Annotated in this window: 27 protein-coding genes; 10 read left to right on the top strand and 17 right to left on the bottom strand. The window is 58.2% G+C overall.

Features of this window, described 5'->3' with window-relative positions; genetic code table 11:
* Positions 1 to 45 precede the first annotated feature (45 nt).
* The 4 genes from modC to RHP74_RS16420 form a co-directional block, all read right to left on the bottom strand.
* Positions 46 to 1,125, bottom strand: a complete 1,080-nt coding sequence (gene modC / locus RHP74_RS16435) for a molybdenum ABC transporter ATP-binding protein (protein ID WP_010460742.1) — start codon at positions 1,123 to 1,125, stop codon at positions 46 to 48.
* A gap of 3 nt (positions 1,126 to 1,128) precedes the next feature.
* Positions 1,129 to 1,809, bottom strand: a complete 681-nt coding sequence (gene modB, locus RHP74_RS16430; protein ID WP_077747734.1) for a molybdate ABC transporter permease subunit — start codon at positions 1,807 to 1,809, stop codon at positions 1,129 to 1,131.
* Positions 1,810 to 2,577: a molybdate ABC transporter substrate-binding protein gene (gene modA, locus RHP74_RS16425; protein WP_311095846.1), complete on the bottom strand. Its 768-nt coding sequence runs from the start codon at positions 2,575 to 2,577 to the stop codon at positions 1,810 to 1,812.
* A gap of 145 nt (positions 2,578 to 2,722) precedes the next feature.
* A complete protein-coding gene (locus tag RHP74_RS16420; RefSeq protein ID WP_083376631.1) occupies positions 2,723 to 3,787 on the bottom strand; it encodes a nitronate monooxygenase family protein in 1,065 nt (354 codons plus the stop codon).
* Positions 3,788 to 4,024: 237 nt separating this feature from the next.
* Here RHP74_RS16420 and RHP74_RS16415 point away from each other — a divergent pair, with 237 nt between their 5' ends.
* Positions 4,025 to 5,008: an MDR family oxidoreductase gene (locus RHP74_RS16415; protein WP_145307807.1), complete on the top strand. Its 984-nt coding sequence runs from the start codon at positions 4,025 to 4,027 to the stop codon at positions 5,006 to 5,008.
* On the opposite strand, the gene ada is transcribed toward RHP74_RS16415, so the two are convergent.
* The 6 genes from ada to RHP74_RS16385 form a co-directional block, all read right to left on the bottom strand.
* Positions 5,009 to 6,073 (bottom strand): bifunctional DNA-binding transcriptional regulator/O6-methylguanine-DNA methyltransferase Ada, encoded by a 1,065-nt coding sequence (ada, locus tag RHP74_RS16410; protein WP_083376632.1) that lies wholly within the window; start codon positions 6,071 to 6,073, stop codon positions 5,009 to 5,011.
* A gap of 87 nt (positions 6,074 to 6,160) precedes the next feature.
* Entirely contained in the window at positions 6,161 to 6,841 is a 681-nt protein-coding gene (alkB, locus tag RHP74_RS16405) for a DNA oxidative demethylase AlkB (protein ID WP_311095845.1), read from the bottom strand.
* Positions 6,831 to 7,535, bottom strand: a complete 705-nt coding sequence (locus RHP74_RS16400; RefSeq protein ID WP_154912158.1) for a 2OG-Fe(II) oxygenase — start codon at positions 7,533 to 7,535, stop codon at positions 6,831 to 6,833. The genes alkB and RHP74_RS16400 overlap by 11 nt, the downstream gene beginning before the upstream one ends.
* Entirely contained in the window at positions 7,532 to 8,038 is a 507-nt protein-coding gene (locus tag RHP74_RS16395; protein ID WP_311095844.1) for a methylated-DNA--[protein]-cysteine S-methyltransferase, read from the bottom strand. The genes RHP74_RS16400 and RHP74_RS16395 overlap by 4 nt, the downstream gene beginning before the upstream one ends.
* Before the next feature lie 131 nt (positions 8,039 to 8,169).
* Positions 8,170 to 8,346 carry a hypothetical protein gene (locus tag RHP74_RS16390; RefSeq protein ID WP_010460725.1) on the bottom strand — a complete coding sequence of 59 codons (177 nt, stop codon included), beginning with the start codon at positions 8,344 to 8,346 and terminating at the stop codon, positions 8,170 to 8,172.
* Between the two features lie 29 nt (positions 8,347 to 8,375).
* A complete protein-coding gene (locus RHP74_RS16385; RefSeq protein WP_007946189.1) occupies positions 8,376 to 8,678 on the bottom strand; it encodes a DUF1883 domain-containing protein in 303 nt (100 codons plus the stop codon).
* Between the two features lie 212 nt (positions 8,679 to 8,890).
* On the opposite strand from RHP74_RS16385, the gene RHP74_RS16380 reads away from it, so the two are divergent.
* Together RHP74_RS16380 and RHP74_RS16375 are read left to right on the top strand one after the other, a co-directional pair.
* Positions 8,891 to 9,247, top strand: coding sequence for a hypothetical protein (locus tag RHP74_RS16380; protein WP_083376633.1), 357 nt, complete (start codon positions 8,891 to 8,893; stop codon positions 9,245 to 9,247).
* 72 nt (positions 9,248 to 9,319) lie between these two features.
* Positions 9,320 to 9,550 (top strand): hypothetical protein, encoded by a 231-nt coding sequence (locus tag RHP74_RS16375; RefSeq protein ID WP_010460721.1) that lies wholly within the window; start codon positions 9,320 to 9,322, stop codon positions 9,548 to 9,550.
* Positions 9,551 to 9,561: 11 nt separating this feature from the next.
* Here RHP74_RS16375 and RHP74_RS16370 read toward each other — a convergent pair whose 3' ends face one another.
* Positions 9,562 to 9,843: a hypothetical protein gene (locus RHP74_RS16370; RefSeq protein ID WP_169857679.1), complete on the bottom strand. Its 282-nt coding sequence runs from the start codon at positions 9,841 to 9,843 to the stop codon at positions 9,562 to 9,564.
* A 139-nt stretch (positions 9,844 to 9,982) separates the two neighbouring features.
* The gene (locus RHP74_RS16365) at positions 9,983 to 10,171 is read right to left on the bottom strand and encodes a hypothetical protein (RefSeq protein WP_102594162.1); all 189 of its coding nucleotides are present in this window, start codon (positions 10,169 to 10,171) and stop codon (positions 9,983 to 9,985) included.
* 258 nt (positions 10,172 to 10,429) lie between these two features.
* Between RHP74_RS16365 and galU the strand changes: the two genes are divergently transcribed.
* Together galU and gorA are read left to right on the top strand one after the other, a co-directional pair.
* Positions 10,430 to 11,269 carry a UTP--glucose-1-phosphate uridylyltransferase GalU gene (galU, locus tag RHP74_RS16360; RefSeq protein ID WP_010460715.1) on the top strand — a complete coding sequence of 280 codons (840 nt, stop codon included), beginning with the start codon at positions 10,430 to 10,432 and terminating at the stop codon, positions 11,267 to 11,269.
* 132 nt (positions 11,270 to 11,401) lie between these two features.
* Positions 11,402 to 12,760: a glutathione-disulfide reductase gene (gorA, locus tag RHP74_RS16355; protein WP_102594163.1), complete on the top strand. Its 1,359-nt coding sequence runs from the start codon at positions 11,402 to 11,404 to the stop codon at positions 12,758 to 12,760.
* Here the strand turns inward: gorA and RHP74_RS16350 are convergent.
* Positions 12,757 to 13,776 carry a DNA-binding protein gene (locus RHP74_RS16350; protein WP_010460711.1) on the bottom strand — a complete coding sequence of 340 codons (1,020 nt, stop codon included), beginning with the start codon at positions 13,774 to 13,776 and terminating at the stop codon, positions 12,757 to 12,759. The two genes, gorA and RHP74_RS16350, sit on opposite strands and share 4 nt — an antisense overlap.
* A gap of 177 nt (positions 13,777 to 13,953) precedes the next feature.
* Between RHP74_RS16350 and RHP74_RS16345 the strand changes: the two genes are divergently transcribed.
* The 3 genes from RHP74_RS16345 (at position 13,954) to ahpF (ending at position 17,292) form a co-directional block, all read left to right on the top strand.
* Entirely contained in the window at positions 13,954 to 14,892 is a 939-nt protein-coding gene (locus tag RHP74_RS16345) for a site-specific integrase (RefSeq protein WP_311095843.1), read from the top strand.
* Positions 14,893 to 15,042: 150 nt separating this feature from the next.
* Positions 15,043 to 15,606, top strand: coding sequence for an alkyl hydroperoxide reductase subunit C (gene ahpC, locus RHP74_RS16340; RefSeq protein ID WP_010460707.1), 564 nt, complete (start codon positions 15,043 to 15,045; stop codon positions 15,604 to 15,606).
* 123 nt (positions 15,607 to 15,729) lie between these two features.
* Positions 15,730 to 17,292: an alkyl hydroperoxide reductase subunit F gene (gene ahpF / locus RHP74_RS16335; RefSeq protein WP_010460705.1), complete on the top strand. Its 1,563-nt coding sequence runs from the start codon at positions 15,730 to 15,732 to the stop codon at positions 17,290 to 17,292.
* Between the two features lie 145 nt (positions 17,293 to 17,437).
* On the opposite strand, the gene gloA is transcribed toward ahpF, so the two are convergent.
* Positions 17,438 to 17,959, bottom strand: a complete 522-nt coding sequence (gene gloA / locus RHP74_RS16330; protein WP_010460703.1) for a lactoylglutathione lyase — start codon at positions 17,957 to 17,959, stop codon at positions 17,438 to 17,440.
* 145 nt (positions 17,960 to 18,104) lie between these two features.
* On the opposite strand from gloA, the gene RHP74_RS16325 reads away from it, so the two are divergent.
* Positions 18,105 to 18,629 (top strand): DUF4946 domain-containing protein, encoded by a 525-nt coding sequence (locus RHP74_RS16325; protein WP_077747746.1) that lies wholly within the window; start codon positions 18,105 to 18,107, stop codon positions 18,627 to 18,629.
* 176 nt (positions 18,630 to 18,805) lie between these two features.
* On the opposite strand, the gene RHP74_RS16320 is transcribed toward RHP74_RS16325, so the two are convergent.
* The 3 genes from RHP74_RS16320 to RHP74_RS16310 all read right to left on the bottom strand — a co-directional run bounded on the left by RHP74_RS16320 (position 18,806) and on the right by RHP74_RS16310 (position 21,922).
* Positions 18,806 to 19,168 (bottom strand): histone-like nucleoid-structuring protein, MvaT/MvaU family, encoded by a 363-nt coding sequence (locus tag RHP74_RS16320; RefSeq protein ID WP_077747869.1) that lies wholly within the window; start codon positions 19,166 to 19,168, stop codon positions 18,806 to 18,808.
* A gap of 232 nt (positions 19,169 to 19,400) precedes the next feature.
* Complete coding sequence (locus RHP74_RS16315) at positions 19,401 to 20,933, bottom strand: EAL domain-containing protein (RefSeq protein ID WP_311095842.1); 1,533 nt, start codon at positions 20,931 to 20,933, stop codon at positions 19,401 to 19,403.
* A 116-nt stretch (positions 20,934 to 21,049) separates the two neighbouring features.
* A complete protein-coding gene (locus RHP74_RS16310) occupies positions 21,050 to 21,922 on the bottom strand; it encodes a LysR family transcriptional regulator (protein ID WP_311095841.1) in 873 nt (290 codons plus the stop codon).
* Positions 21,923 to 22,000: 78 nt separating this feature from the next.
* Between RHP74_RS16310 and RHP74_RS16305 the strand changes: the two genes are divergently transcribed.
* On the top strand, positions 22,001 to 22,939 hold the full coding sequence (locus RHP74_RS16305; protein ID WP_311095840.1) for an EamA family transporter: 939 nt from the start codon (positions 22,001 to 22,003) through the stop codon (positions 22,937 to 22,939).
* Positions 22,940 to 22,997: the final 58 nt, after the last annotated feature.

Here is a 22,997-nt window from a genome sequence, read left to right as displayed (position 1 = left end):
CTGTACAGCCATTGACCGCGTCCATTCGCCGTGGTGCCGACGAATTTACGCCAGCACGGCCACCGCTTTGATCTGCGCCCAGAGTTGCTGGCCGGGGTGCACGCCCAGTTGGTCCCGGGAGTAGCGGGTGATGCGTGCCAGCAGCGGTGTGCCGGCCGCATTCAGGCGGATCAGCACGTGGGCGGCGTTATCGGCGCCGATTTCGCTGATCACCGTCACCGGCAAGCGATTGAGGATGCTGCTGTGCTCGACGCCTTGCAGGCTCAGGCTGACATCCCGCGCCTGGACCTTGCAACGCAGCGCCTGGCCTTGGGTCATCGGAGCGTGCGCCACGCGAATGCTTAGGTCGGTATCGGGCAGCTGCAGCGTCAGCAACTGATAGTGCGGGTCATAGGCGCTGACATGGCCTTCAATCACCACGCCCGCATCGTCGCCCAGCGCCAGGGGCAAATCGAGACGCGCCAGGGTTTCACCGATTGGTCCGCTGGCCAGCGCCTTGCCGTCGCTGAGCAGGACGATGTGGTCGGCCAGTCGGGCGACCTCATCCTGTGAATGGCTGACGTACAGCACCGGGATATCGAGTTCATCGTGCAGGCGTTGCAGATAAGGCAGGATTTCGTTTTTGCGCTGGCTATCCAGCGCCGCCAACGGTTCGTCCATCAGCAACAGTTTGGGGCTGGTGAGCAGCGCGCGGGCGATGCCGATTCGTTGCCGTTCGCCTCCGGACAGGTGCTGTGGATGGCGGTCCAGCAGATGACCAATGCCCAACAGTTCAGTGGCATGCGCCATGTCAACCCGGCGTTGCTGCTTGGGGATGCGCTTCAGCCCGAACTCCAGATTGGCCAGCACCGAAAGGTGAGGAAACAGGCTGGCCTCCTGAAAAACATACCCCAGCGCACGTTTATGCGGCGGTACGAAAATCTTCTTGTCACTGTCCTGCCAGACTTCATCGTTGACCTGAATAAAGCCCTGTTCGGCCTGCTCCAGACCGGCGATACAGCGCAGGCACGTGGTCTTGCCTGACCCGGAATGGCCGTAAAGTGCCGTTACTCCGCGGCCGGGCAATTGCAGATCCACCTCCAGGGCGAATCCTGAATAAGTCAGTTTAAGGCGCATATGAATCATCGATCAGCTCCAGCCCGCTTTGGTTTTACGGCTGGAATAGAGCGCCAGCAATACGGCAAAGGAGAACACCAGCATTGCCCCGGCGAGCCAATGGGCCTGGGCATATTCCATGGCTTCAACGTGATCGTAGATCTGCACCGAGACCACGCGGGTCTTGTCGGGAATGTTGCCGCCGATCATCAGCACCACGCCGAACTCGCCGACAGTGTGGGCGAAACCGAGAATGGCCGCGGTGATGAAGCCGGGGCGAGCCAGCGGCAGAATCACGCTGAAAAAGGTGTCCCATGGATTGGCGCGCAAGGTAGCGGCTACTTCCAGCGGGCGGGTGCCAATGGCGGAAAAGGCGTTTTGCAGCGGCTGGACCACGAACGGCATCGAGTACAGCACCGAACCGATCACCAGTCCCGCAAAACTGAATGTGAGCGTGCCGAGCCCCAGTGACTGGGTGAATTGGCCGACAAAGCCGTTAGGGCCGAGCGCCAACAACAAATAAAAGCCAATCACTGTGGGCGGCAGGACCAGGGGCAGGGCGACAATTGCCCCGACCGGGCCGCGCAACCACGAGCGTGTGCGCGACAGCCATAACGCAATCGGAGTGCCGATGATCAACAGGATAACCGTCGTCAGGGACGCCAGTTTCAGGGTCAGCCAGATGGCGGAAAAGTCGGCACTCGTCAGCGTCATTTAGAGTTGGTAACCGTAGGACTTGATAATGGCGGCGGCTTTCGGCCCCTTGAGGTAGTCAGCCAGTGCCTTGGCGGCCGGGTTGTCCTTGCCCTTGTTGAGGATCACCGCGTCTTGTTTGATTGGGTCGTGCATGTCGGCCGGGACGATCCAGGCCGAACCGCCGGTGACTTTGCCGTCTTTGTAGATCTGCGACAAGGCCACGAAGCCGAGTTCAGCGTTGCCGGTGGAAACGAACTGATAGGCCTGGGTGATGTTCTGGCCTTCAACGAGCTTGTCTTTGACCTTGTCGGTCAGGCCCAGTTTGGCCAGCACCTGAGTGGCGGCAAGGCCATAAGGCGCGGCTTTCGGGTTGGCGATGGAAAGGTGCTTGTATTCGTTCCTTTTCAGCACATCGCCCCTGGCATCGACGTAATCCTCCTTGGCTGACCACAGTGCCAGCGTGCCAACGGCGTAGGTGAAGCGCGAACCCTTGACGGTGTCGCCTTCAGCTTCGAGTTTTTGCGGGGTGGTGTCGTCGGCAGAGAGGAACACTTCGAACGGCGCACCATTCTTGATCTGGGCGTAGAACTGACCGGTTGCACCAACGGAGGTGACCAGTTTATGCCCGGTGTCTTTTTCGAAATCGGCGGCGATGGCCTGGATCGGCGCGGTGAAGTTGGCGGCGACGGCCACCTGGACTTCGCCTGCCTGAGCGGAGCTGAACGCGAAGACGGCGAGCAGGCTTGCGAGGCAGGTCGGGGCAAAACGTGAGGCACGCAGGGGCATGAAACGGCTCCGTGATAGGCGAATGCAACGAGGGGGCGAAACGCTATATATAGAAATATATAGCGTAATGCCCGCAAACGGAATGTGTTGGAGCCGAGTCTGTGAAATTGCGTGAACCTGGAGCAGCAGGCTACAGCAGCGTGCTTCAGCGACGGAGCAACTTGGCCAGACCTTCCTCCGCCAAACGCCGAGTCAGCTCTGCCGTACTCACTTCAACGCCCAACGTGAATGCCTGCCCAGCCCAGAGATTGCTGAAATCCGCTTCGCCCTTGGCCCGCAACGGCATCAACGCACCACCGGCCAACGGGAAGGCCGGGGCTTTATCGCTCATGGGGCCGAGTTCGCGCATCACCCGATTGAGGATTCCTCGTGCTGGGCGGCCGGTGAAAAGATTGGTCACCGCCGTCTCGCTTTCCTTGGCCGTGCGCAGCGCCTTGTGGTGAGACGCGCTGACCTTGGCCTCCGGCGTGAACAGGTAAGCCGTCCCCACCTGCACCGCCGAAGCGCCCAACAGAAAAGCTGCCGCCACCCCCCGCGCATCACTGATCCCACCCGCTGCAATCACCGGCACTTTCACCGCATCGACGACCTGAGGCACGAGGGCGAATGTGCCGACCTGACTGCTCAAGTCATCGCTGAGGAACATTCCCCGATGTCCGCCTGCCTCGTAGCCCATGGCGATGATCGCGTCGCAGCCATGTTGTTCCAGCCAGACGGCTTCTTCGACGGTGGTCGCCGAGGAAAGAATTTTCGCCCCGGTGGCTTTTACCCGATCCAGCAGTGATTGTTCCGGCAGGCCGAAGTGAAAACTCACGACTTCGGGACGGAATTCTTCGAGCACTTCGCAGGCGGCGTTATCGAACGGCGCGCGATTGGATACCGGTGTGGGGGCCTCGAAATCGACGCCCAGTTCCCGATAATACGGTTCCAGCAGGTTTTTCCATTCCCGAGCCCGTTGCTCATCGGCGGCCGGGGTCTGATGGCAAAAATAGTTGATATTGAACGGACGCTGGCTCTGTTGGCGGATCGTCTTCAGCTCTTCGCGCAACTGCTCGATGCTCAGCATCGCCGCGGGCATCGAGCCCAGGCCGCCAGCGTTACTCGCGGCGATAACCATGGCCGAGCCGGTAGCGCCGGCCATAGGAGCCTGGATGATCGGCAGTTCGATGCCGAGCAGGTCAAGAATACGGGTGTCTGGCCATTGGCTCATTTCAATGATTCTCCGGCGGATAGAACCGGTTTTTTACCAGCAATGGTTGATGCAGAGCCAGTCGACTTTTGTATCCGGGACGTTTTCCGTTATTCAAGGGCCTTAAAAAAAGGCGTAACCGCACGTCATGGTAGCGCTCGGTGCATCGTAGGTTTGGCTAAAGTCTTGTACGGCGAGATGTTTCTTTGTGGTATTTCAATGCCCCCACAACCGGATCGATTGCATTGAGAGGCAATGATGTTCAAAGGTATTTTGATCGACAAAGACGACAGCGGTTACAGGGCCACACTGCAAGAGATCAATGACGATCAACTGCCCGAGGGCGATGTGACGGTGCGGGTCGCGTACAGCACCTTGAACTTCAAGGATGGCCTGGCGATCACCGGCAGCAGCCCGGTGGTCAGGAAATTCCCCATGGTGCCGGGGATCGACCTGGCCGGCACGGTCGAAGTCAGCGAGCATCCGGACTACAAGGTCGGTGACCAGGTCTTGCTCAATGGCTGGGGCGTAGGCGAAGGGCACTGGGGCGGGCTCGCCCAAAAAGCACGTCTGAAGGGCGACTGGCTGATCCCACTGCCCAAGGAATTCACCGCGGCTCAAGCCATGGCAATCGGCACGGCCGGTTACACGGCGATGCTGTGCATCCTGGCGCTGGAACATAATGGTGTCACGCCTGAGCAGGGCGAAGTCCTGGTCACCGGGGCCAACGGCGGCGTAGGCAGTTTCGCCATCGCGCTGCTGAGCAAGCTTGGCTATAAAGTCGTAGCGTCCACGGGCCGCACCGCCGAGCACGATTACCTCAAGCAACTGGGCGCCAGCGAGATCATTGATCGCGTCACTCTGTCTGAGCCGGGCAAACCGCTGGCCAAGGAACGCTGGGCGGCGGTGATCGACTCGGTCGGCAGCCACACGCTGGCCAACGCCTGCGCCAGCACCAAGGCCAATGGCACGGTCGCCGCCTGTGGTCTTGCACAAGGCATGGATTTCCCTGCCTCCGTCGCGCCGTTCATTTTGCGTGGCGTGACGTTGGCCGGGATCAACAGCGTGACCCAGCCCAAAGCCAAGCGGATGGAAGCCTGGAATCGGCTGGCCAAGGATCTGGACTTCGCGTTGCTGCCACTGATCAGCCATGAAATCGGCTTGAGCGAAGCCATCGACGCCGCACCGCGCTTGCTCGCCGGACAATTGCGCGGGCGGGTGGTGGTCGATGTGAATCGCTGATTACACGGTTTCGCGTTCCAGCAACTGACGCTTGCGCTCGACACCCCAGCGATAGCCCGAGAGGTTGCCGTCGCTGCGTACTACGCGGTGGCACGGGATCGCCACTGCAATACTGTTCGCGCCGCAGGCCTGAGCCACGGCGCGCACGGCTTTGGGCGCGCCGATACGCTGAGCGATATCGGCGTAGCTGGCGGTGCTGCCTGCAGGAATCTCCCGCAGCGCCTGCCAGACCCGCTCTTGAAAAGCGGTGCCGCGCACGTCCAGCGGCAAATCCAGGCCAATTGCCGGGGCTTCGATAAAACCGACAACCTTGGCAATCAACTGCTCGAACGCGTGATCGGCGCCAATCAGATTCGCACGCCGAAACTTGTCCTGCAGATCGCAAACCAGTTGATGCGGATCATCCCCCAGCAGGATCGCGCAAACACCGCGTTCACTTTGCGCCACCAGAATGGCCCCCAGGGAACACTGGCCAACGGCAAAACGAATGTCGTTGTTCTGGCCCGCCGCGCGGTAATCCCCCGGCTTCATGCCCAGCAGTTTATCGGCCGATTCATAGAAGCGGCTGTTGGAGTTGAAACCGGCGTCATACAGGGCGTCGGTGACTGAGCCGCCGTCGGCCAGGCGTTCGCGCACTTTGCGGGAACGATGGGCGGTGGCGTACCCCTTGGGTGTCAGCCCGGTCACGGCTTTGAACACGCGGTGGAAATGGAAGCTGCTCAGGCCTGCTGCCTGCGCCAGCTCATTTAACGCAGGCGGATTTTCGGCGGATTCGATGTGGCGGCAGGCGACAGCGACGGTTGCTGCGTGTTGTGCGGCGACATCGCTTTGATCCTTCGTGGCCCGTTTGCTGGGACGATAGCCCGCCGCCAGGGCTTGTTCTGCCGTGTCGAAAAATTCGACATTTTGCGGTTTCGGCAAGCGCGCCAGGCTGCTGGGGCGGCAATAGATTCCAGTGGTTTTCACGGCGTAGACAAACTGCCCGTCGGCACCGGGATCCCGTGCAACGACGGCGGCCCAGCGAGGATCGTCCTCGGTGGCAATCCTGGTCGAATGAGTTGTCATGGTTTCATGTCCGTTGACCCGTTTTTTCCAGATTAACAAGCCCCCAGCACCACAGCACTCCGAGTCTTGCGGTTGAATTCGAGGGCTTCATCCGGCGGTTCGAAAGGTGAAGTTGATCCGTTGTTCACCCAGGCGCGGGTGATGGCCGTCCTTGATCGGCAGCACGCCGTGATAACGCAAACGATCGACGCCACCCCAGATCACGATATCGCCATGCAGCAACGGTACACGCTGGCTTTTATCGCTTCGTTCAAACCCGCCGAACAGGAACATGGCCGGCAATCCCAATGACACCGACACGATCGGTGCGGCGTAGGAACCTTCGTTCTTGTCTTGGTGCAATGACATCTTGGCCCCGGGGACATAGCGGTTGATCAGGCAGGAGTCAGGGACAAACCCGGCAAATCCTGCTTCCCGTGCCGCCGCTTGTGCCAGTTCGAAAAACACGTCGGGCATCTCGGGCCAGGGGCGTCCGGTCTGTGGGTCATTGCGCGTATACCGGTAGCCGCTGCGTTCGGTGGTCCAGCCCCAGGTGCCGCAACTGCTCAAGGCCACCGACATGGTAAAGCCGCCGGGGGTGACCATCTGCCGAAACGGAGCGGCCGCCAGAACCGCTTCAAGTGCTGGCAACAATCGATCGAGCCGGGGCAGGGCAAAGCCGCGCAAGACGAAGGACTGTTCACCGATCTGCTCACGCCTGGGCTCCTGCTCGGGTTCGGCATCGGCAAAAAGATCGAAAGTGGTCGGGCTCATGGGGTCATAACGCATCGTGAAAGATGATTCCAAGGGTATGCCGTTTTCCGCTGTGCAGGCGACTCACGCCGTGACGCATGGTCACTCGGTAATAGCCGCGAACGCCTTTGACCGGTCGCTGACTCACGGCAAAGATCAGACCATCGCCTTTCTTCAGGCGGATCACCTGCGGGCGTGACTGCATCCGCGGGCGTTGTTCGGTTAGCACAAACTCGCCGCCGGTAAAGTCTTCGTCCGGTTCCGACAGAAGAATCGCCACCTGCAGCGGGAACACGTGTTCGCCATACAGATCCTGATGCAAACAGTTGTAGTCCTGCGGACCATATTGCAGCAATAACGGAGTCGGGCGTTCCTGACCGGCGGCATGGCAGCGTTGCAGGAACGCTTCGTGGGTTGCGGGGAAACGGGTTGGCAAGTCCATGCATTCATACCAGCGGTTGGCGATCGGCACCAGTCGAGGGTAGAGCGCACTGCGCAAGCGGGCGACTGTGTCCGGCAAGGGGTAGTTGAAATACTTGTACTCGCCACGGCCAAAACCGTGTCGCGCCATGATCACTTGAGAGCGGAAGGGCGCTGACTGGGTATAGAGCGCACTGACGTCATCGCACGCCTGCGCACTCAACAGCGACTTGATGACAGCGCAGCCATCCTGATCGATTTGTTGCCCCAGGGCTGCCCAGTCCAGCGCATCGAAGGTTTGCTCGCTCATCGCTGAGCCTCGCGATCCAGCAACTGCCGTTTGCGCTCCATTCCCCAGCGATAACCGCCGAGGCTGCCGTCCTGGCGCAGCACCCGATGGCAAGGCACGATAACGGCCACCGGGTTGGCTCCACAGGCATTCGCTACCGCCCGGGAAGCGCTGGGCTGACCCAGACGCTGGGCGATATCACGGTAGCTGGCGGTTTCACCGACGGGGATTTTCCGCAGGACTTCCCATACTCCCCGTTGAAATACGCTGCCGCTCAGGTGCAGCGGGAGATCGAGTGCGGTGTGTGGGTTTTCGAGGTGGCGCAGGGTTTGCTCCAGGGCCGGCATCAAACCTTCATCGCGCTGCGGCGGTGGCGGGCCAGGGAAGCGCCGCGCCAGATCGCGTTCGAGCGAGATCAAGTCTTCACCGAGCAGCAACGCGCAGAGGCCCTCGGCGCTGAACGCCAGCAACAAGACGCCTAGGCTGGAAGTGCCGCTGATGTAGCGAATCGGGGAGGTAGACATGTTCTGACTCCTTAACCAAAGGTCGAGGTGGCCAGTCTAGGGGGCGCCAAGGGAGTGAACACTCCGGCGCTTGCGGTCGAATTCAAGACGGGCGCGGAGCATGAAGTCCATGCTCCGGGTGCCGGGTCGCGTTACAGTGCTTTGCTGACGGCAATGTCGCTGATGACGTCGTCGCTCGAACCATGAATGGCGTCCAGCGCAGCTTTGGCTTCTTCTTCAGTGCCTTTTTCGAGCTGGGCAAATTCGAAGCGGCGTTCGCCGTTGAGTTTGTATTTGATGACGTACTTGGTCGTTTGGGCCACGGTCATACCTGCTTTTATTCGTGTGGGAGCGTCACTCAGCTCAGTTTCGTGCTGGAGCGACGGATGATCTTGATCGAGTGCGTCAGGGTCGGTTTGCGGGTCACGCTGATCGGACGGCGGTTGACCGTGTCGATGGTGATGTTCCAGAAACCGGTGCTCGGTGCAGTAATCCGGGCCGGGAAAGTATCGAACGCACCGCCGTGGTAAGTGTGACGGCCGCCGTTCTTGAAGCTGCGGAAGTTGGCGTCGTTCATCAAGCGGATGTTGCATGTTTGGGAGCACTGGATGACGACGATGTCGTCTTCGTTGAGGTGCTCGCGCTGGTGGATAAATTTCATGAGGCGCCTCCAGAAGGGCTTTTTCTACAAAATCAAAACGATAGCATGGGCGATTGGCGCAGTTTATCAGCCCGAACAGGTTATTATCCGGTCGTCGAGGTTCGCTTTGACAATTAAAAACAGTTATTCGGAATTCTATGAGCGATAAACGCAGCGAGCCTCGGAGAAAATCAGCATTTGCGCTGTCGGAGGGTCTTTATCGGAGGTTTTGTATGAAGTGGGGTGTGTTGGCCTTGCCGTTGGCATTGGTGATGAGTGGCTGTGCGAATGTCTCGGAGATTAATGAGACGTTGCCTACCATGAACGTGATCTCAGGCAAAAAGCCCAATGAATACGCGCAATGCCTGGTCGAAAAACTGGCCGACAGTCGTGGCGCCCTGCAACTGGAGTCAACCAAGGACGGGATGCGCGTCATCGTGCCGGCGAAATTTTCATCGGCCCCGGCAGCCGTGTTCGACATCGAAGACCGTTCGGGTGGCAGTGGTATAAAGCTGCATGAGCGTATGTCCAATGTGCCGGTGCGTCCTAAAGACGTGCAGAAAGCCGCCAACGCTTGCATTTCCGGCTGATAGACTAGCCACCGTTCACACCGATGCCGTCAAAGTCATGCTTTGGCGGCATTGTCTTTTCTGGAGTCGAGCATGAAGCGAGAGCAGGTACAGGAACGCCATGCAGAGGGACTGATCTCTGCCACCCACGTCATTCAAAATCCCGCGAACCCGGGGGAATGGATCGTGTTTTTCAAGAAGAGCGCCGGGCGCAGCTATTTTCTGGTGGATGATAACGATGAGGTCGAGTCGTTTGCCCGTCTCGACGATTTGATCGAGACCGTGCGTGGTCTCGGAATCAAATTTGCGGAAATTCACATGTAGGGCAGGGCGCCCTACTTGCAGACCACCACGACACTGCGGTTCTTGAAGTTGCCGACATCGACCCCCAGGGTTTTGTCGCTTTCCTTGGTGGAAGGCGATCCGTCGGTGCCGACGATCCGGTAGCCGGTCCCCGCGCAAGAGGCATCGGCTTTTTCATAGCACGTGGCCCAGGAGTTGGCTTCGCCGGAGCAGTCGATTGCCAGGCCTTGCTCTCCGTTGTTCAGGTACATTTTCTCGGAAGTGGCGCAGCCGGTCAGGGCCAGGATTGCAATCAGGGGCAAAAATTTAGTCATGTCGTTGTCGTCGTCAGGATGATGGGGCTAAGCCTGTGACAGCGCAGGCAGCAAAAGGTTATAGCGAATGGCCACTTGTTTGTACCTGGCCACAAAAAAGCCCTGCTCAATGGCAGGGCTCTGCGAGTGCCGCAGGATATCAGTCCTGACTCTTGCCGCGTCGCTTCGGCGCGGGGTGGGTGTAGTCGAACACCGACGCCACTTCAATCGCCATCGCTTCGCTGGGTAACGGCCCGGAAACATCTTCGCCATTGGCGGCGGTAATGCGCCACTGGCCATCTTTTCCTTTGTCGACCGTGTACCCGTTGATGATTTTCGCTACGGTCATCTATCTGTCTCGTTCACTGGTTCAAAGTCGCCATGATACCGGCAAATGCTCGCATTGGGGGACGATAAGCGTATGGTGGTCGAGTTTGTCGGCCTCTTTGAGCTACGCTGATTTGACCGCGTGAAAATGCGGATTGAACTATCCGCGGGAATATTTCTCTATGATGGCATTGGTTAGCCAGCGCGGGGCATTGTAAGGTGCACGCCGCCTGATTAGACTGCGCCGAAACTCGTACACACAGCCCTTTCAAGGACTTATATGATCAAGAAATGCTTGTTCCCAGCAGCCGGTTACGGTACTCGCTTCCTGCCAGCGACTAAAGCCATGCCCAAAGAAATGCTGCCGGTGGTAAACAAGCCACTGATCCAGTACGGCGTCGAAGAAGCACTGGACGCTGGTTTGACTGAAATCTCCATCGTCACCGGTCGCGGCAAACGCGCCCTGGAAGACCACTTCGACATCAGCTACGAGCTGGAAAACCAGATCAAGGGCACCGACAAAGAGAAGTACCTGGTCGGCATCCGCAAGCTGCTCGACAACTGCTCGTTCTCCTACACCCGCCAGACCGAAATGAAAGGCCTGGGCCACGCGATTCTGACCGGTCGTCCACTGATCGGCGACGAACCGTTCGCCGTGGTGCTGGCGGATGACTTGTGCGTCAACCTCGAAGGCGACGGCGTACTGACCCAGATGGTCAAGCTGTACAAGCAGTTCCGCTGCTCGATCGTTGCCATCCAGGAAGTCGACCCGCAAGAAACTCACAAGTACGGCGTGATTGCCGGTGAGATGATCCGCGATGACATCTACCGTGTTCACAGCATGGTCGAGAAGCCAAAGCCTGAAGATGCACCGTCGAACCTGGCGATCATCGGTCGTTACATCCTGACGCCGGACATCTTCGACCTGATCGAACAAACCGAGCCAGGCAAGGGTGGTGAAATCCAGATCACCGACGCCCTGATGAAGCAAGCCCAGAACGGCTGCGTCATGGCTTACAAGTTCAAAGGCAAGCGTTTCGACTGCGGTGGCGCTGAAGGCTACATCGACGCGACCAACTTCTGCTTCGAGAACTTCTACAAGACTGGCAAGGCTTACTGATAGCGCTTGACCTGCTTGTATTGAAAAGCCACCTTCGGGTGGCTTTTTCATTTGCCGCCCCCCGATATCGCTTGCAGCGCTTGCCCAACGGACGTCTGCGGGTATGCTGGTTGCCTGCCGAGGAGATTGAAAATGGCCTACGATTTTGACCTTTATGTGATTGGCGCCGGTTCCGGCGGTGTACGGGCTGCGCGTTTCGCTGCCGGTTTTGGTGCGAAAGTGGCTGTGGCTGAAAGTCGTTACCTGGGTGGTACGTGCGTGAACGTCGGCTGCGTGCCGAAGAAACTGCTGGTCTACGGCGCGCACTTCGCCGAAGACTTCGAGCAGTCTTCGGGCTTTGGCTGGACGTTGGGTGAAGCGAAGTTTGACTGGGCGACGCTGATCGCCAACAAGGATCGCGAGATCAATCGCCTGAATGGCATTTACCGCAACTTGCTGGTCAACAGCGGTGTGACCTTGCATGAAGGCCACGCCAAAATCGTCGACCCGAACACCGTCGAAATCAATGGCGAGCGTCACACCGCTAAAAACATCCTGATTGCGACCGGTGGCTGGCCGCAGATCCCGGAGATTCCGGGGCATGAACACGCGATCAGTTCCAACCAGGCGTTCTTCCTCAAAGAGTTGCCCAAGCGCGTTCTGGTGGTGGGCGGCGGTTACATCGCTGTCGAATTCGCCGGGATCTTCCACGGGCTGGGCGCCGACACTACGTTGTTGTATCGCGGCGAGCTGTTCCTGCGCGGCTTCGACGGTGCGGTACGCAAGCATTTGCAGGAGGAGCTGACCAAGCGCGGCATGAACCTGCAATTCAACGCCGACATCGAGCGCATCGATAAACAGTCCGATGGCAGCCTGAAGGTGACGCTCAAGGATGGTCGCGAGCTGGAAGCGGATTGTGTGTTCTACGCCACCGGTCGCCGGCCGATGCTCGACAACCTCGGGCTGGAAAATACCGGCGTCAAACTCGACAAGAAAGGTTTCATCGCGGTCGATGATCAGTATCAGACTGCGGAGCCGTCGATTCTGGCGCTTGGCGATGTGATCGGCCGTGTCCAGCTGACCCCCGTCGCTTTGGCTGAAGGCATGGCCGTGGCGCGTCGCTTGTTCAAGCCTGAGCAATATCGTCCGGTGGATTACAAGATGATCCCGACCGCCGTGTTCAGCCTGCCAAACATTGGCACTGTCGGCTTGAGCGAGGAAGATGCGCGCGAAGCTGGCCACGAGGTGCAGATTTTCGAAAGCCGTTTCCGGCCGATGAAGCTGACCCTGACCGAGTGCCAGGAGCGCACGCTGATGAAGCTGGTGGTCGATGCCAAGACCGACAAGGTTTTGGGTTGCCACATGGTCGGGCCGGATGCCGGTGAGATCGTTCAGGGCTTGGCGATTGCCTTGAAGGCTGGTGCGACCAAGCGCGATTTCGACGAAACCATCGGCGTGCATCCTACTGCCGCCGAAGAGTTCGTCACCATGCGCACGCCGGTTGCCGGTTAATCGCTCTTTTCACTCTCTGATGCGTCTGGCGCTGTTGCAATGACAGCGGCCAGGCGCAAGCTTTCATCGAGACTCGCCCGAGTCTTGAGCAAATCGATTTCCAGCGCTTTGTTTATCTGCGACTGCTCGTCGACGCTTTGCTTGAGCGACTGACTTTCCAACAGCGCGGCACGCAAGCGTTCCTGGAGGAGGGTGCGCTCACTGTCGATGCGGTTGACCTGCTCCAGCAGTTGATCCTGGCGGCTGTGGGTGTGTTTGAGTTGCTCCTGTAGCAGCCCAAGTTCGCGTAGCGTTCCACGGTTCTCAGTGAGCAGGCGCTCGTTGTCGCGGTGCAATTGAGTGATTTCGTCCTGACGCACCAATGCGCTTTGCTGGGCCTGGCGCAATTCCATCTGAATCTGTTGCAACTGGCCTTCGTGGCGGCTCTGTTCCTGCTCGCGCTGTTCCTTGATGGCGTTGCGGTAGTGTTCCAGTGCATCGCGTGCGTGCAGGTGCTTTTCTTCCAGTGAGCGGATCTGCACATCCTTGTCTTGCAAGCGTAAATCGAAATCGGCCAGTGCCTGGTTCAATCCGGCGTTGCGGGTTTGCTCGGTCTGCAGCATGGCGCGGGTTTCGTGCAGCGCTTCGGATTCTTGAGTCAGGGCCAGGCTTTGAATTTCGTATTGCTGGTGCAGTTCAGTGTTGGCTTGCCGGGCTTCAGTCAGCTGGATTTCCAGTTCCTTCCGTTGCTGATCGAACTGCGTGCGTGCCTGGTCGATGGGCTCTTGCGCCTGCTCCTTGAGGCGCTGCGCCAGACGCGCGACCAAGCCTGCGAGCTCATCATCGATGGGTTCAGAGGGCGTTTCAGCGCGCTCGCTGCCGTCGTCCAGCTCCTTCAAATAGCGGTGAATGGTGGTTTTTGAGCCGGTATTGCCCATCTCGATCCGTACTGCATCGATGCTGGGGTTTTCGCCACGGGCAAGGATTGCCAACCGTGCCGCCTGCACCACCGCTTTGTTTACGCCGCCACGAGCCATTTCTTCTCCTACGATTTCGTACTGTGGTACATGCCACTAAAGTACGCAGTGTACCATCATCAACAAAAAGATAAAAAATCTAAATTATTGAGGCGGGATATACTGGTATTACCCCGCGTGATACGCCGTGTTACACGTTTTACTTCACCAAAGCGGTACATTTTCGAGAGATAGCCCATGACCGACCTGGATCGCTACCTGCAAGCCGCCACCCGCGACAACACGCGTCGCAGCTACCGGGCGGCCATCGAGCATTTCGAAGTCAGTTGGGGTGGTTTCCTGCCTGCGACGAGCGACAGCGTGGCGCGTTACCTGGCGGCCCATGCGGGCGTGCTGTCGATCAATACGTTGAAGTTGCGTTTGTCAGCGCTGGCGCAGTGGCATAACAGCCAGGGATTCGCCGACCCCACCAAGTCGCCGGTGGTGCGCAAGGTCTTCAAGGGCATACGGGCGCTGCACCCGGCCCAGGAGAAACAGGCCGAGCCATTGCAGCTTCAGCATTTGGAGCAAGTGGTGGCATGGCTGGAACAGGAGGCCAAAACCGCCAGGGCGCAAAACGATCAGCCAGGATTGCTTCGCGCCAAGCGTGACACCGCGCTGATCTTGCTGGGCTTCTGGCGTGGCTTTCGCAGTGATGAATTGTGCCGCGTACAAATCGAACACGTGCAGGCGATCGCCAGTTCAGGCATCACCCTCTACCTGCCGCGCAGCAAGAGTGATCGCGAAAACCTCGGCAAGACTTACCAGACCCCGGCCCTGCAGCGCCTCTGCCCAGTGAACGCCTACATTCAATGGATCACGGAAGCTGCGCTGGTCCGCGGGCCGGTGTTTCGCGGAATCGACCGCTGGGGTCACTTGAGCGAGGAGGGCTTGCACGCCAACAGCGTGATCCCTTTGTTGCGTCAGGCCTTGGAACGTGCCGGCATTTCGGCGGACCACTACACCAGCCATTCCCTGCGCCGCGGCTTTGCCAGTTGGGCCCATCAGAGTGGTTGGGATCTGAAATCGTTGATGAGTTATGTGGGTTGGAAGGATATGAAGTCAGCCATGCGCTATGTTGAAGTCAGCCCGTTTCTCGGGATGGCCCGAGTCGCTGAAAAGCCATTGGTGAGCTAGATACCGTTTTCTTCTATTAATACTGTCCGCTAATAGCGAAAACCAATCAGCAGCATGAGCTTTGCCAATGAGCCAGGCGGCGATCGAGTGGGTAGGATTCACCCCATCAACTTCTCAACCAAACTTTTCAACCCTGACGGAGAGTCATCGATGCCTATCATCAACAGCCAAGTTAAACCGTTCAAAGCTGACGCCTTCAAAAATGGCGACTTCGTAAAAGTGTCGGACGCTGACCTGAAAGGCAAGTGGTCTGTCGTGTTCTTCTACCCAGCCGACTTCACCTTCGTTTGCCCGACCGAACTGGAAGACCTGGCTGACAACTACGACGCGTTCCAGAAACTGGGCGTCGAGATCTACAGCGTTTCCACCGACACCCATTTTGCCCACGCTGCCTGGCACAACACTTCGCCAGCCATCGGCAAAATCCAGTACACCATGATCGGTGACCCGACTCACGCCATCTCCCGCAACTTCGACGTGCTGATCGAAGACGCTGGCCTGGCTGACCGTGGCACCTTCGTGATCAACCCTGAAGGCCAGATCAAAATCGTTGAACTGAACGATGGCGGCGTTGGCCGTGACGCTTCCGAGCTGCTGCGCAAAATCAAGGCTGCCCAGTACGTCGCTGCTCACCCAGGCCAGGTTTGCCCAGCCAAGTGGAAAGAAGGCGAGGCCACTCTGGCTCCGTCCCTGGACCTGGTCGGCAAGATCTAAGTCTGTGAAAGCACTATCAGGGCGGGTTTCCGCACCTCAGTAAGCTGCAACCGCCCTCAAAAACGCCCGGGCGAGATTCGCTCGGGCGTTTTTTTTCGTCTCAAGTAAAAGGAAATCGCCCGTATGTTGGACGCCAATCTTAAAGCCCAGTTGAAATCGTACCTGGAACGGGTCACCCAGCCGATCGAGATCATTGCTTCCCTCGACGACGGTGCGAAATCCCAGGAAATGCTCGAACTCCTGAAAGACGTTGCCAGTCTTTCCAGTCAGATTACGTTGTTAGATAACGGTGACGATGCACGCAAGCCATCGTTCTCGATCAATCGCCCGGGTGCCGATATCAGCCTGCGTTTTGCCGGCATCCCGATGGGCCATGAATTCACTTCGTTGGTGCTGGCCTTGCTGCAAGTGGGCGGTCACCCTTCGAAGGCCAGTGTTGAAGTGATTGAACAGATCCGTTCGCTCAAAGGCGAGTTCAGCTTCGAGACCTACTTCTCGCTGTCCTGCCAGAACTGCCCGGACGTGGTCCAGGCGCTGAACCTGATGGCGGTACTGAACCCGAACATCCGCCACGTCGCCATCGACGGCGCGTTGTTCCAGGCCGAAGTCGATGATCGTCAGATCATGGCCGTGCCAAGCATTTACCTCAACGGCGTGAACTTCGGCCAGGGCCGCATGGGCCTGGAAGAAATCCTCGCCAAGATCGACACCAGCGGCATCGAGCGCCAGGCCGAGAAAATCAGCGCCAAGGAAGCCTTTGACGTATTGGTCGTCGGCGGTGGCCCGGCCGGTGCTTCGGCAGCGATCTACGCTGCTCGTAAAGGCATTCGCACCGGTGTGGCGGCTGAGCGTTTTGGTGGGCAGGTGCTCGACACCATGGCCATCGAGAACTTCATCTCCGTGCAGGAAACCGAAGGCCCGAAACTGGCAGTAGCGTTGGAAGAACACGTCAAGCAATACGACGTCGACATCATGAACCTGCAACGCGCCGACAAACTGGTGCCGGGCAAGAACGGTGAATTGCACGAGATCCACTTCGCCAGTGGCGCGACCCTGAAAGCCAGGACCGTGATCCTCGCGACCGGTGCGCGGTGGCGTGAAATGAACGTCCCGGGCGAGCAGCAATACCGCAACAAAGGCGTGGCGTACTGCCCGCACTGTGATGGTCCGCTGTTCAAAGGCAAGCGCGTGGCGGTGATTGGCGGCGGTAACTCCGGCGTCGAAGCGGCCATCGATCTGGCGGGCATCGTGTCTCATGTCACGTTGCTGGAGTTTGACGTACAACTGCGCGCCGACGCGGTCTTGCAACGCAAGTTGCACAGCCTGCCGAACGTCACCGTGATCACCAGTGCGCAAACCACTGAAGTGTTGGGCGACGGTCAGAAGGTCAATGGCCTGCGTTACAAGGATCGTCAGTCTGACGAGCTGCGTAATGTAGAGCTGGAAGGGATCTTCGTGCAGATCGGTTTGCTGCCCAACACCGATTGGCTCAAAGGCACCATCGAGCTGTCGCCTCGCGGCGAGATCATCGTCGATGCCCGTGGTGAAACGTCGATGCCGGGCGTGTTTGCTGCCGGTGACGTCACCACCGTGCCGTACAAGCAGATCGTGATTGCAGTGGGCGAGGGCGCCAAGGCTTCGCTGAGCGCATTCGATCACCTGATCCGCACCTCCGCGCCGGCTTAGACACCAACGCTGAAACACAAAACCCCATGAGCGATCATGGGGTTTTTGTGTGCGTGATACTGATCGTTCCCAAGCTCTGCGTGGTAACGCCTACCGAGCTGAATTCCACGCAGAGCGTGGGAACAATCAGTGGCAGCGAGTTTTTTTACATCGGTGCCGGTTGGATGATCTCGACCCAGTACGCATCCGGGTCTTTGATAAAGGCCAGGCTCTTCATGCGCCCATCGTTCAGGCGTTTCTGGAAATCGCAGCCCAGCGCTTCGAAACGTTCGCACGCCGCACGAATGTCCGGCACGGAGATGCAGATATGGCCGAAGCCGCGCGGGTCGGTGTTGCCGTTGTGGTAGGCGAAATCCGCGTCGTTCTCGGTGCCGTGGTTATGGGTCAGTTCGAGAATGCCAGGGATCGATTTCATCCATTCGGTACGGGCGGCGGCGTCGGCCGGAATCTGGTTTTTATCAACCAGCGCCAGGAAATACAGACTGAACTCGGCTTCCGGGAAGTCGCGTTTTTCCACCAGCGAAAAACCCAGGATGCGCGTGTAGAAATCCAGGGACTTGGTGATGTCCTTGACCCGTAGCATGGTGTGGTTGAAGACGAACTTCTGGGTGGCGGTGTCAGGTTGAGCGGTCACGCCGGGGAAAGTGTTCAATTCGTGCAGGCTCATGGGCCCTCCGGAAAATAAGTGGGGCTAACGAATGGCGACAATGATACGCAAGGGCTGGGACATCACCAAACGCTAAGAGTCTGCTATTGCCTGACGGACGGGTGAGGCTCAGACTTTACGGTTCAATCCGTGAGTGCTCATTGCAATGATCCGATTCTGTAAATCGACGTGGGTCCTGATTTTCCTGTTGTCAGGTGTCGCCAGCGCTCAAGCGGATGCACCGGTGGTGACCTGGCCGAAGGGCTGGGAGGTGGAAGCCGTTCCGCAAGATGATGCCAAACCAGGGGTTTCCCGACAGCGCGCGGTGAAAGTCGACCAAGGCGGCACGCCGGTAATGGTGATGGAATTGACCATGACTCAAGTAGAAAGCGGTCATCAGGTCAATCTGGAGGGTGTGCTGCTGGAAATGCGCAAGTCGGTGCAGAAGGACTTCTTTCAAGGCGGCTATCAAAGTGTCTGCAACAAGATTCATCCGGCGACCTTGAGCCGCTTATCGGGATTGGAAACTACCTGCACGATTACGCAGAATGGTCGACATGTGCTGTCGCAAACATTGGTCGCAGCGGTGGATGCCGATAAGGCCTATGTTCTTTCCTACGCGGGGCAGGCTGAGGCTTATAAGGCAAGCGAGGATGAAATTGCGGCGGCTCGTAACAGCTTGAAACTTTAGTTGCGGGTTTGCGTGACTGCAGATTTCAGCGCGATCTGAAATCTTTAGATACCCAAACGGATTAAGCATAAAGTTTAGTCGGCAAGTAGCGAGTTGAACGACTCGCCTCGTTGCATTGGGAGGCTGGCCATAAAAAAAGCCCTGCATTGGCAGGGCTTGTTTATCACCGCGAGTGCTTAGCCTCGCAGCCAGGAATCTACGGTGGCGGCACCGTATTGTTCCTTCCAGGCTTTCAGGCCACGGTGGTTGCCGCCCTTGGTTTCAATCAGCTCACCGGTATGCGGGTTGTGATAAACCTTGACCACGCGGGCGCGACGGGTTTTAGGGGCTGCTGCCTGCAGACCGGATTTTGCCGGGTTCGGATCGAGGATGGCGATGATGTCGCGCAGGCTTTTGCCGTAGGTTTTCATCAGCCCCTGGAGCTTTTCTTCGAATTCGATTTCTTTCTTGAGCCCGGCATCATTCTTCAGCGATTCCAGCTGCTTGAGCTGTTCTTGAAGGGCCTTCTCAGCGGCACGAAATTCAGCGAGTCTGGACAAATTCATTACTCCAATAGTGTGTTTGGCTGATACCAACCGCAAACAAAGCTATAAGCCAAGAGCCTTGAAGCGACTCGGTGATAGTGGCTCACCTGCCAATCTTGCGCAGGCATGAAAAATTGTAGTAGTTAATTGGCCAAGAGTAAATCCTGTCTTTTTCTTCATGTAACTACAGTAGTCTTTTGATTCAATTTGGTGCGCTGCTTCGTTGCCTCGTCGCTTAAACCGCAGGTTAATGGTGCCTTAATGCATTAATGAATTCGGCTCCTGGCATCGGTCGACCGAACAAATAACCTTGCAGAAAGTTCACGCCGTGTGCGGCCAGATAGTCACTTTGCTCCTCGGTTTCCACGCCTTCGGCGACGATGCCCAGATCAAGCTTGGCCGACAATTCGATAATGCTGTCCAGAATGTGCCGGGAAAGCGCGTCAACGCCGATCATCGCGACAAAACTCTGATCGATTTTCAGAAAGTCCACATTGAACTGACGCAGATAACCGAGGCTTGAGTGACCTGTGCCAAAGTCATCGATAGCGATCATTACGCCCAAGGTGTGAAGCTGCTCGAACAGCTGGTGCGTAATGGCCGTTGGTTCGATCAGTTCGCGCTCGGTCAACTCCAGCACCAGGTGGATGGCCCCTGGTGCGAAGGCACTGAGAAACTCCCGGCAGTCTTCAACCAGGTCCAAGTCCTTGCAATGACTGGCGGTGATGTTGATGCCAATGTGAAACGGCCCATCGAACGAAGCAGCGGCAGGCGCCAATAGCGTCGCGGTGTGTCGCATCAACGAGCGGGTCATTGGCACGATCAACCCGGAATGCTCGGCAAAAGGAATGAACAGGTCCGGGCGTACCAGGCCTTCCTTCGGGTGATTCCAGCGCATCAACACTTCGGCGCCGGACCAGGTTTTAGTATCGCCATGCACCACGGGCTGAAAGTAGGGAACAAACTCACCGGCCTCCAGCGCACGCTGCATTTCATGGCTGGGGGACGACGAGCGCTTTTGCAGGACATGTCCGATTGCGCCCGAGACCACGCCGAAGAAGATCAGCAAACTGAACAGCGGTGGGTACTCGCTGTTCATGTAGCGCCAGGTTTCACCCTCGGGGAAACCGGCTGCGACCGCAAACGCATAACGCGTGGATGTTTGCTTGCTTTCGGCCACAGGCAGAGTGGGCAGGGGGCCTTCGTGAACCTTGCTCTCGGCGGATAACCAGACGGGGCCGACTTGAAGCACCAGCCGCGTCTTGCGCCCAATCATTCGCAACACGTTGCTCAAGTGATAACCGTCCAGTGTGGTCAGCGCCCCCCGATCGCCTTCACTGAGCCGATACACTAACAACGCAGTGTCGGGCGTCACCGGGTTGCCGTTCATCAACCACAACTTGCCCTGGGTGTAGTCGCCCGGATTGACCGTCTCCCTGGAGTCCCCGAACAGCGAACTGCAATAGAGGTTGTTATCCCATACCAGGTTCGTCGAACGCACGAACGGCCGGCGTGTGACCTGTTCGCGCAGGGCAAGTTTGACGTTGTCACAGGTCTGGCCGGCCAGCGGCAGCAGTTCCCGTGCGGCCTGGGCGGTATTGTCGAGCATCAGTTCGAATTGGCGGATGGCTTCTTCGGCCGTCAGCTCGGTGCTCTGCTTGAGCGCACGCTCGGCCTGCATATAGAGAATGACAACCCCCAACAGCACCGGGAGTACCCCGCTCAAAACGGTTACAGCCATTCGTTTGCCGCGTTTGTGGGTCTTGGCGTTCAGTGGCATTCACAAAGCCTGTGACGAAGGGATACGGCTCTCAAATGCAGGGAGGACAACGGCACGCCTCCCAAAAAAGAGTTCAGGTAGTGGGCATGATAGATGGCTGTCGGTACTTATGCCGGTCAACGATAGTCAAGGTTTGAAGCCATTTGGATAAACGCCAGCGTTGCGGGCGACGACTGACGCTGGTCGAGCACCGCCAGACCTACCTGCCGATTGACGGATGGAGACAGCGGTTTTTTCACGTAGCGGCTGTCGTTGTCGTCGGGCAACGATCCTTCGGCGACCACGGTCACGGCATCGCCTCGGCCTACGGTGTCGAGGGTGCTGAGCAGCTGCGAGCAGCGATAACGGATGTTCGGTGTCAGCCGGGCAGCCGTGAACAGCCGTGAAACCAGCTCCGAAGACCCGGCTTCGGTCAGCACGAACGGGTCGTGGCACAAGTCGCTCAAACTCAGGCTGTCGCGACCGGTCAGCGGGTGATCGGAGGGCAGCAGCGCGACCATCCGGTCTTCGATCAGCCTGAAGGTATCGAAGCGATCTTCGGGCAGCACCACGAAACCGATATCGATTCGTCGTTCTTCCAGCCACTGGATAATCTGCCGGTCCGGACCTTCGTCGATGTGCACTTCGATACCGGGGTGAGCGGCGCGGTAGTGCGCCAGGATCTGTGGCAGCAGTTTGATCGATGAGGTGGGGCCGAACGAGCCGATGCGCAGGGTGCCGCGCTTCATCCCGCGAGCGTCGGCGGCTTCCTGGCGCAAGGTGTCGGCCAACCCGAGCATGGCCCGGGCGCGCGACAAGAGCTGTAGACCGATGTCGCTCGGCTCGACTTGGGACTGGTGGCGCCGGAACAACTCGACACCCAATTCCTGTTCCAGCGACTTCAAGGCATGCGACACCGCCGATTGGGAGATCCCCAGCCGATTGGCCGCCGCCGTGAACCCGCGCAGTTCGGCGACCAGCGAAAAAATCTCGAGTTGTGTCAAGGTCATGAGTCTTTACTCATTTTACGATGATTATGCATTAGTCAAATGATACGTCATCTTCCCTGACTGAAGTCCTTGCACCTCATGAATGCTTACGCGCAAACAACCTCATCGGATGTGCCGGTTTATTTGAAACTCGCCGCCGTCACCATGATCTGGGGCGGGACGTTCGTGGCTGGCCGGTTTCTCGCGGACAGCCTCAGCCCATTGTTCGCCGCCAGCCTCAGATTCCTCCTGGCCAGCGTGGCATTGCTGCTGTTTTTGCTGCTAGCCCGCGTACCACTGGCGAAGCCGAGCCCCGGGCAGTGGCTGCAACTGGCGCTGCTGGGGTTCTTCGGCATCTTCTTCTACAACCTGTGCTTCTTTTATGGACTGCATTACATCAATGCATCGCGAGCGTCATTGATTGTGGCGCTGAACCCCGCCGTGATCGGACTGGCGTCGTGGCTGCTGTTCAAGGAGCGCTTGAGTCGGGCGAAGGTTATCGGGATCGCGATCTGTATCGCCGGGGCAAGTCTGGTGATCGTCAGTCGCAACCCGCATTTACTGGTCGACAACGCCGACGCGTGGATCGGTGACCTGCTGATTTTCGGCTGCGTGCTCGGCTGGGGGATTTACTCGCTGTTCTCCAAAGAACTGAACCACTCGCTGGGGCCGGTGCAGACGGTGGCGTATTCGATTCTGCTCGGCACCCTGATGCTGTGGGTGGCAACTGCGATACGGGGTGAACTGAGTGTCAGCGCGCTCATGAGCCTCGGTCCGCAGCAATGGATGAGCCTGATGTACCTGGGTGTATTGGGCTCGGCGCTGGCCTACATCGGCTATTACGATGGCATTCGCCAAATCGGCGCGACACGTTCGGGGGTGTTCATTGCCCTGAATCCGCTGACGGCGGTGATCCTCGGCGCGTTACTGTTGGGCGAGCAGTTGACGCTGGCGATGTGCCTGGGAGGCGGGCTGATTCTCACGGGGATTTTCCTGTGCAACAAACCCCTTGCGCGAGCAGGGAAAAAGGGGATTTGATACAGAAGGCGGACAAACCTATTTACGCTGTGTAGAATCGGGTTACGCATACAATAAT

Source organism: Pseudomonas sp. SG20052 (assembly GCF_031766055.1).
Lineage (GTDB): Bacteria > Pseudomonadota > Gammaproteobacteria > Pseudomonadales > Pseudomonadaceae > Aquipseudomonas > Aquipseudomonas mandelii.
Note: the sequence above shows the minus strand (reverse complement) of the source record. Positions and strands in the feature narration are given on the sequence as shown.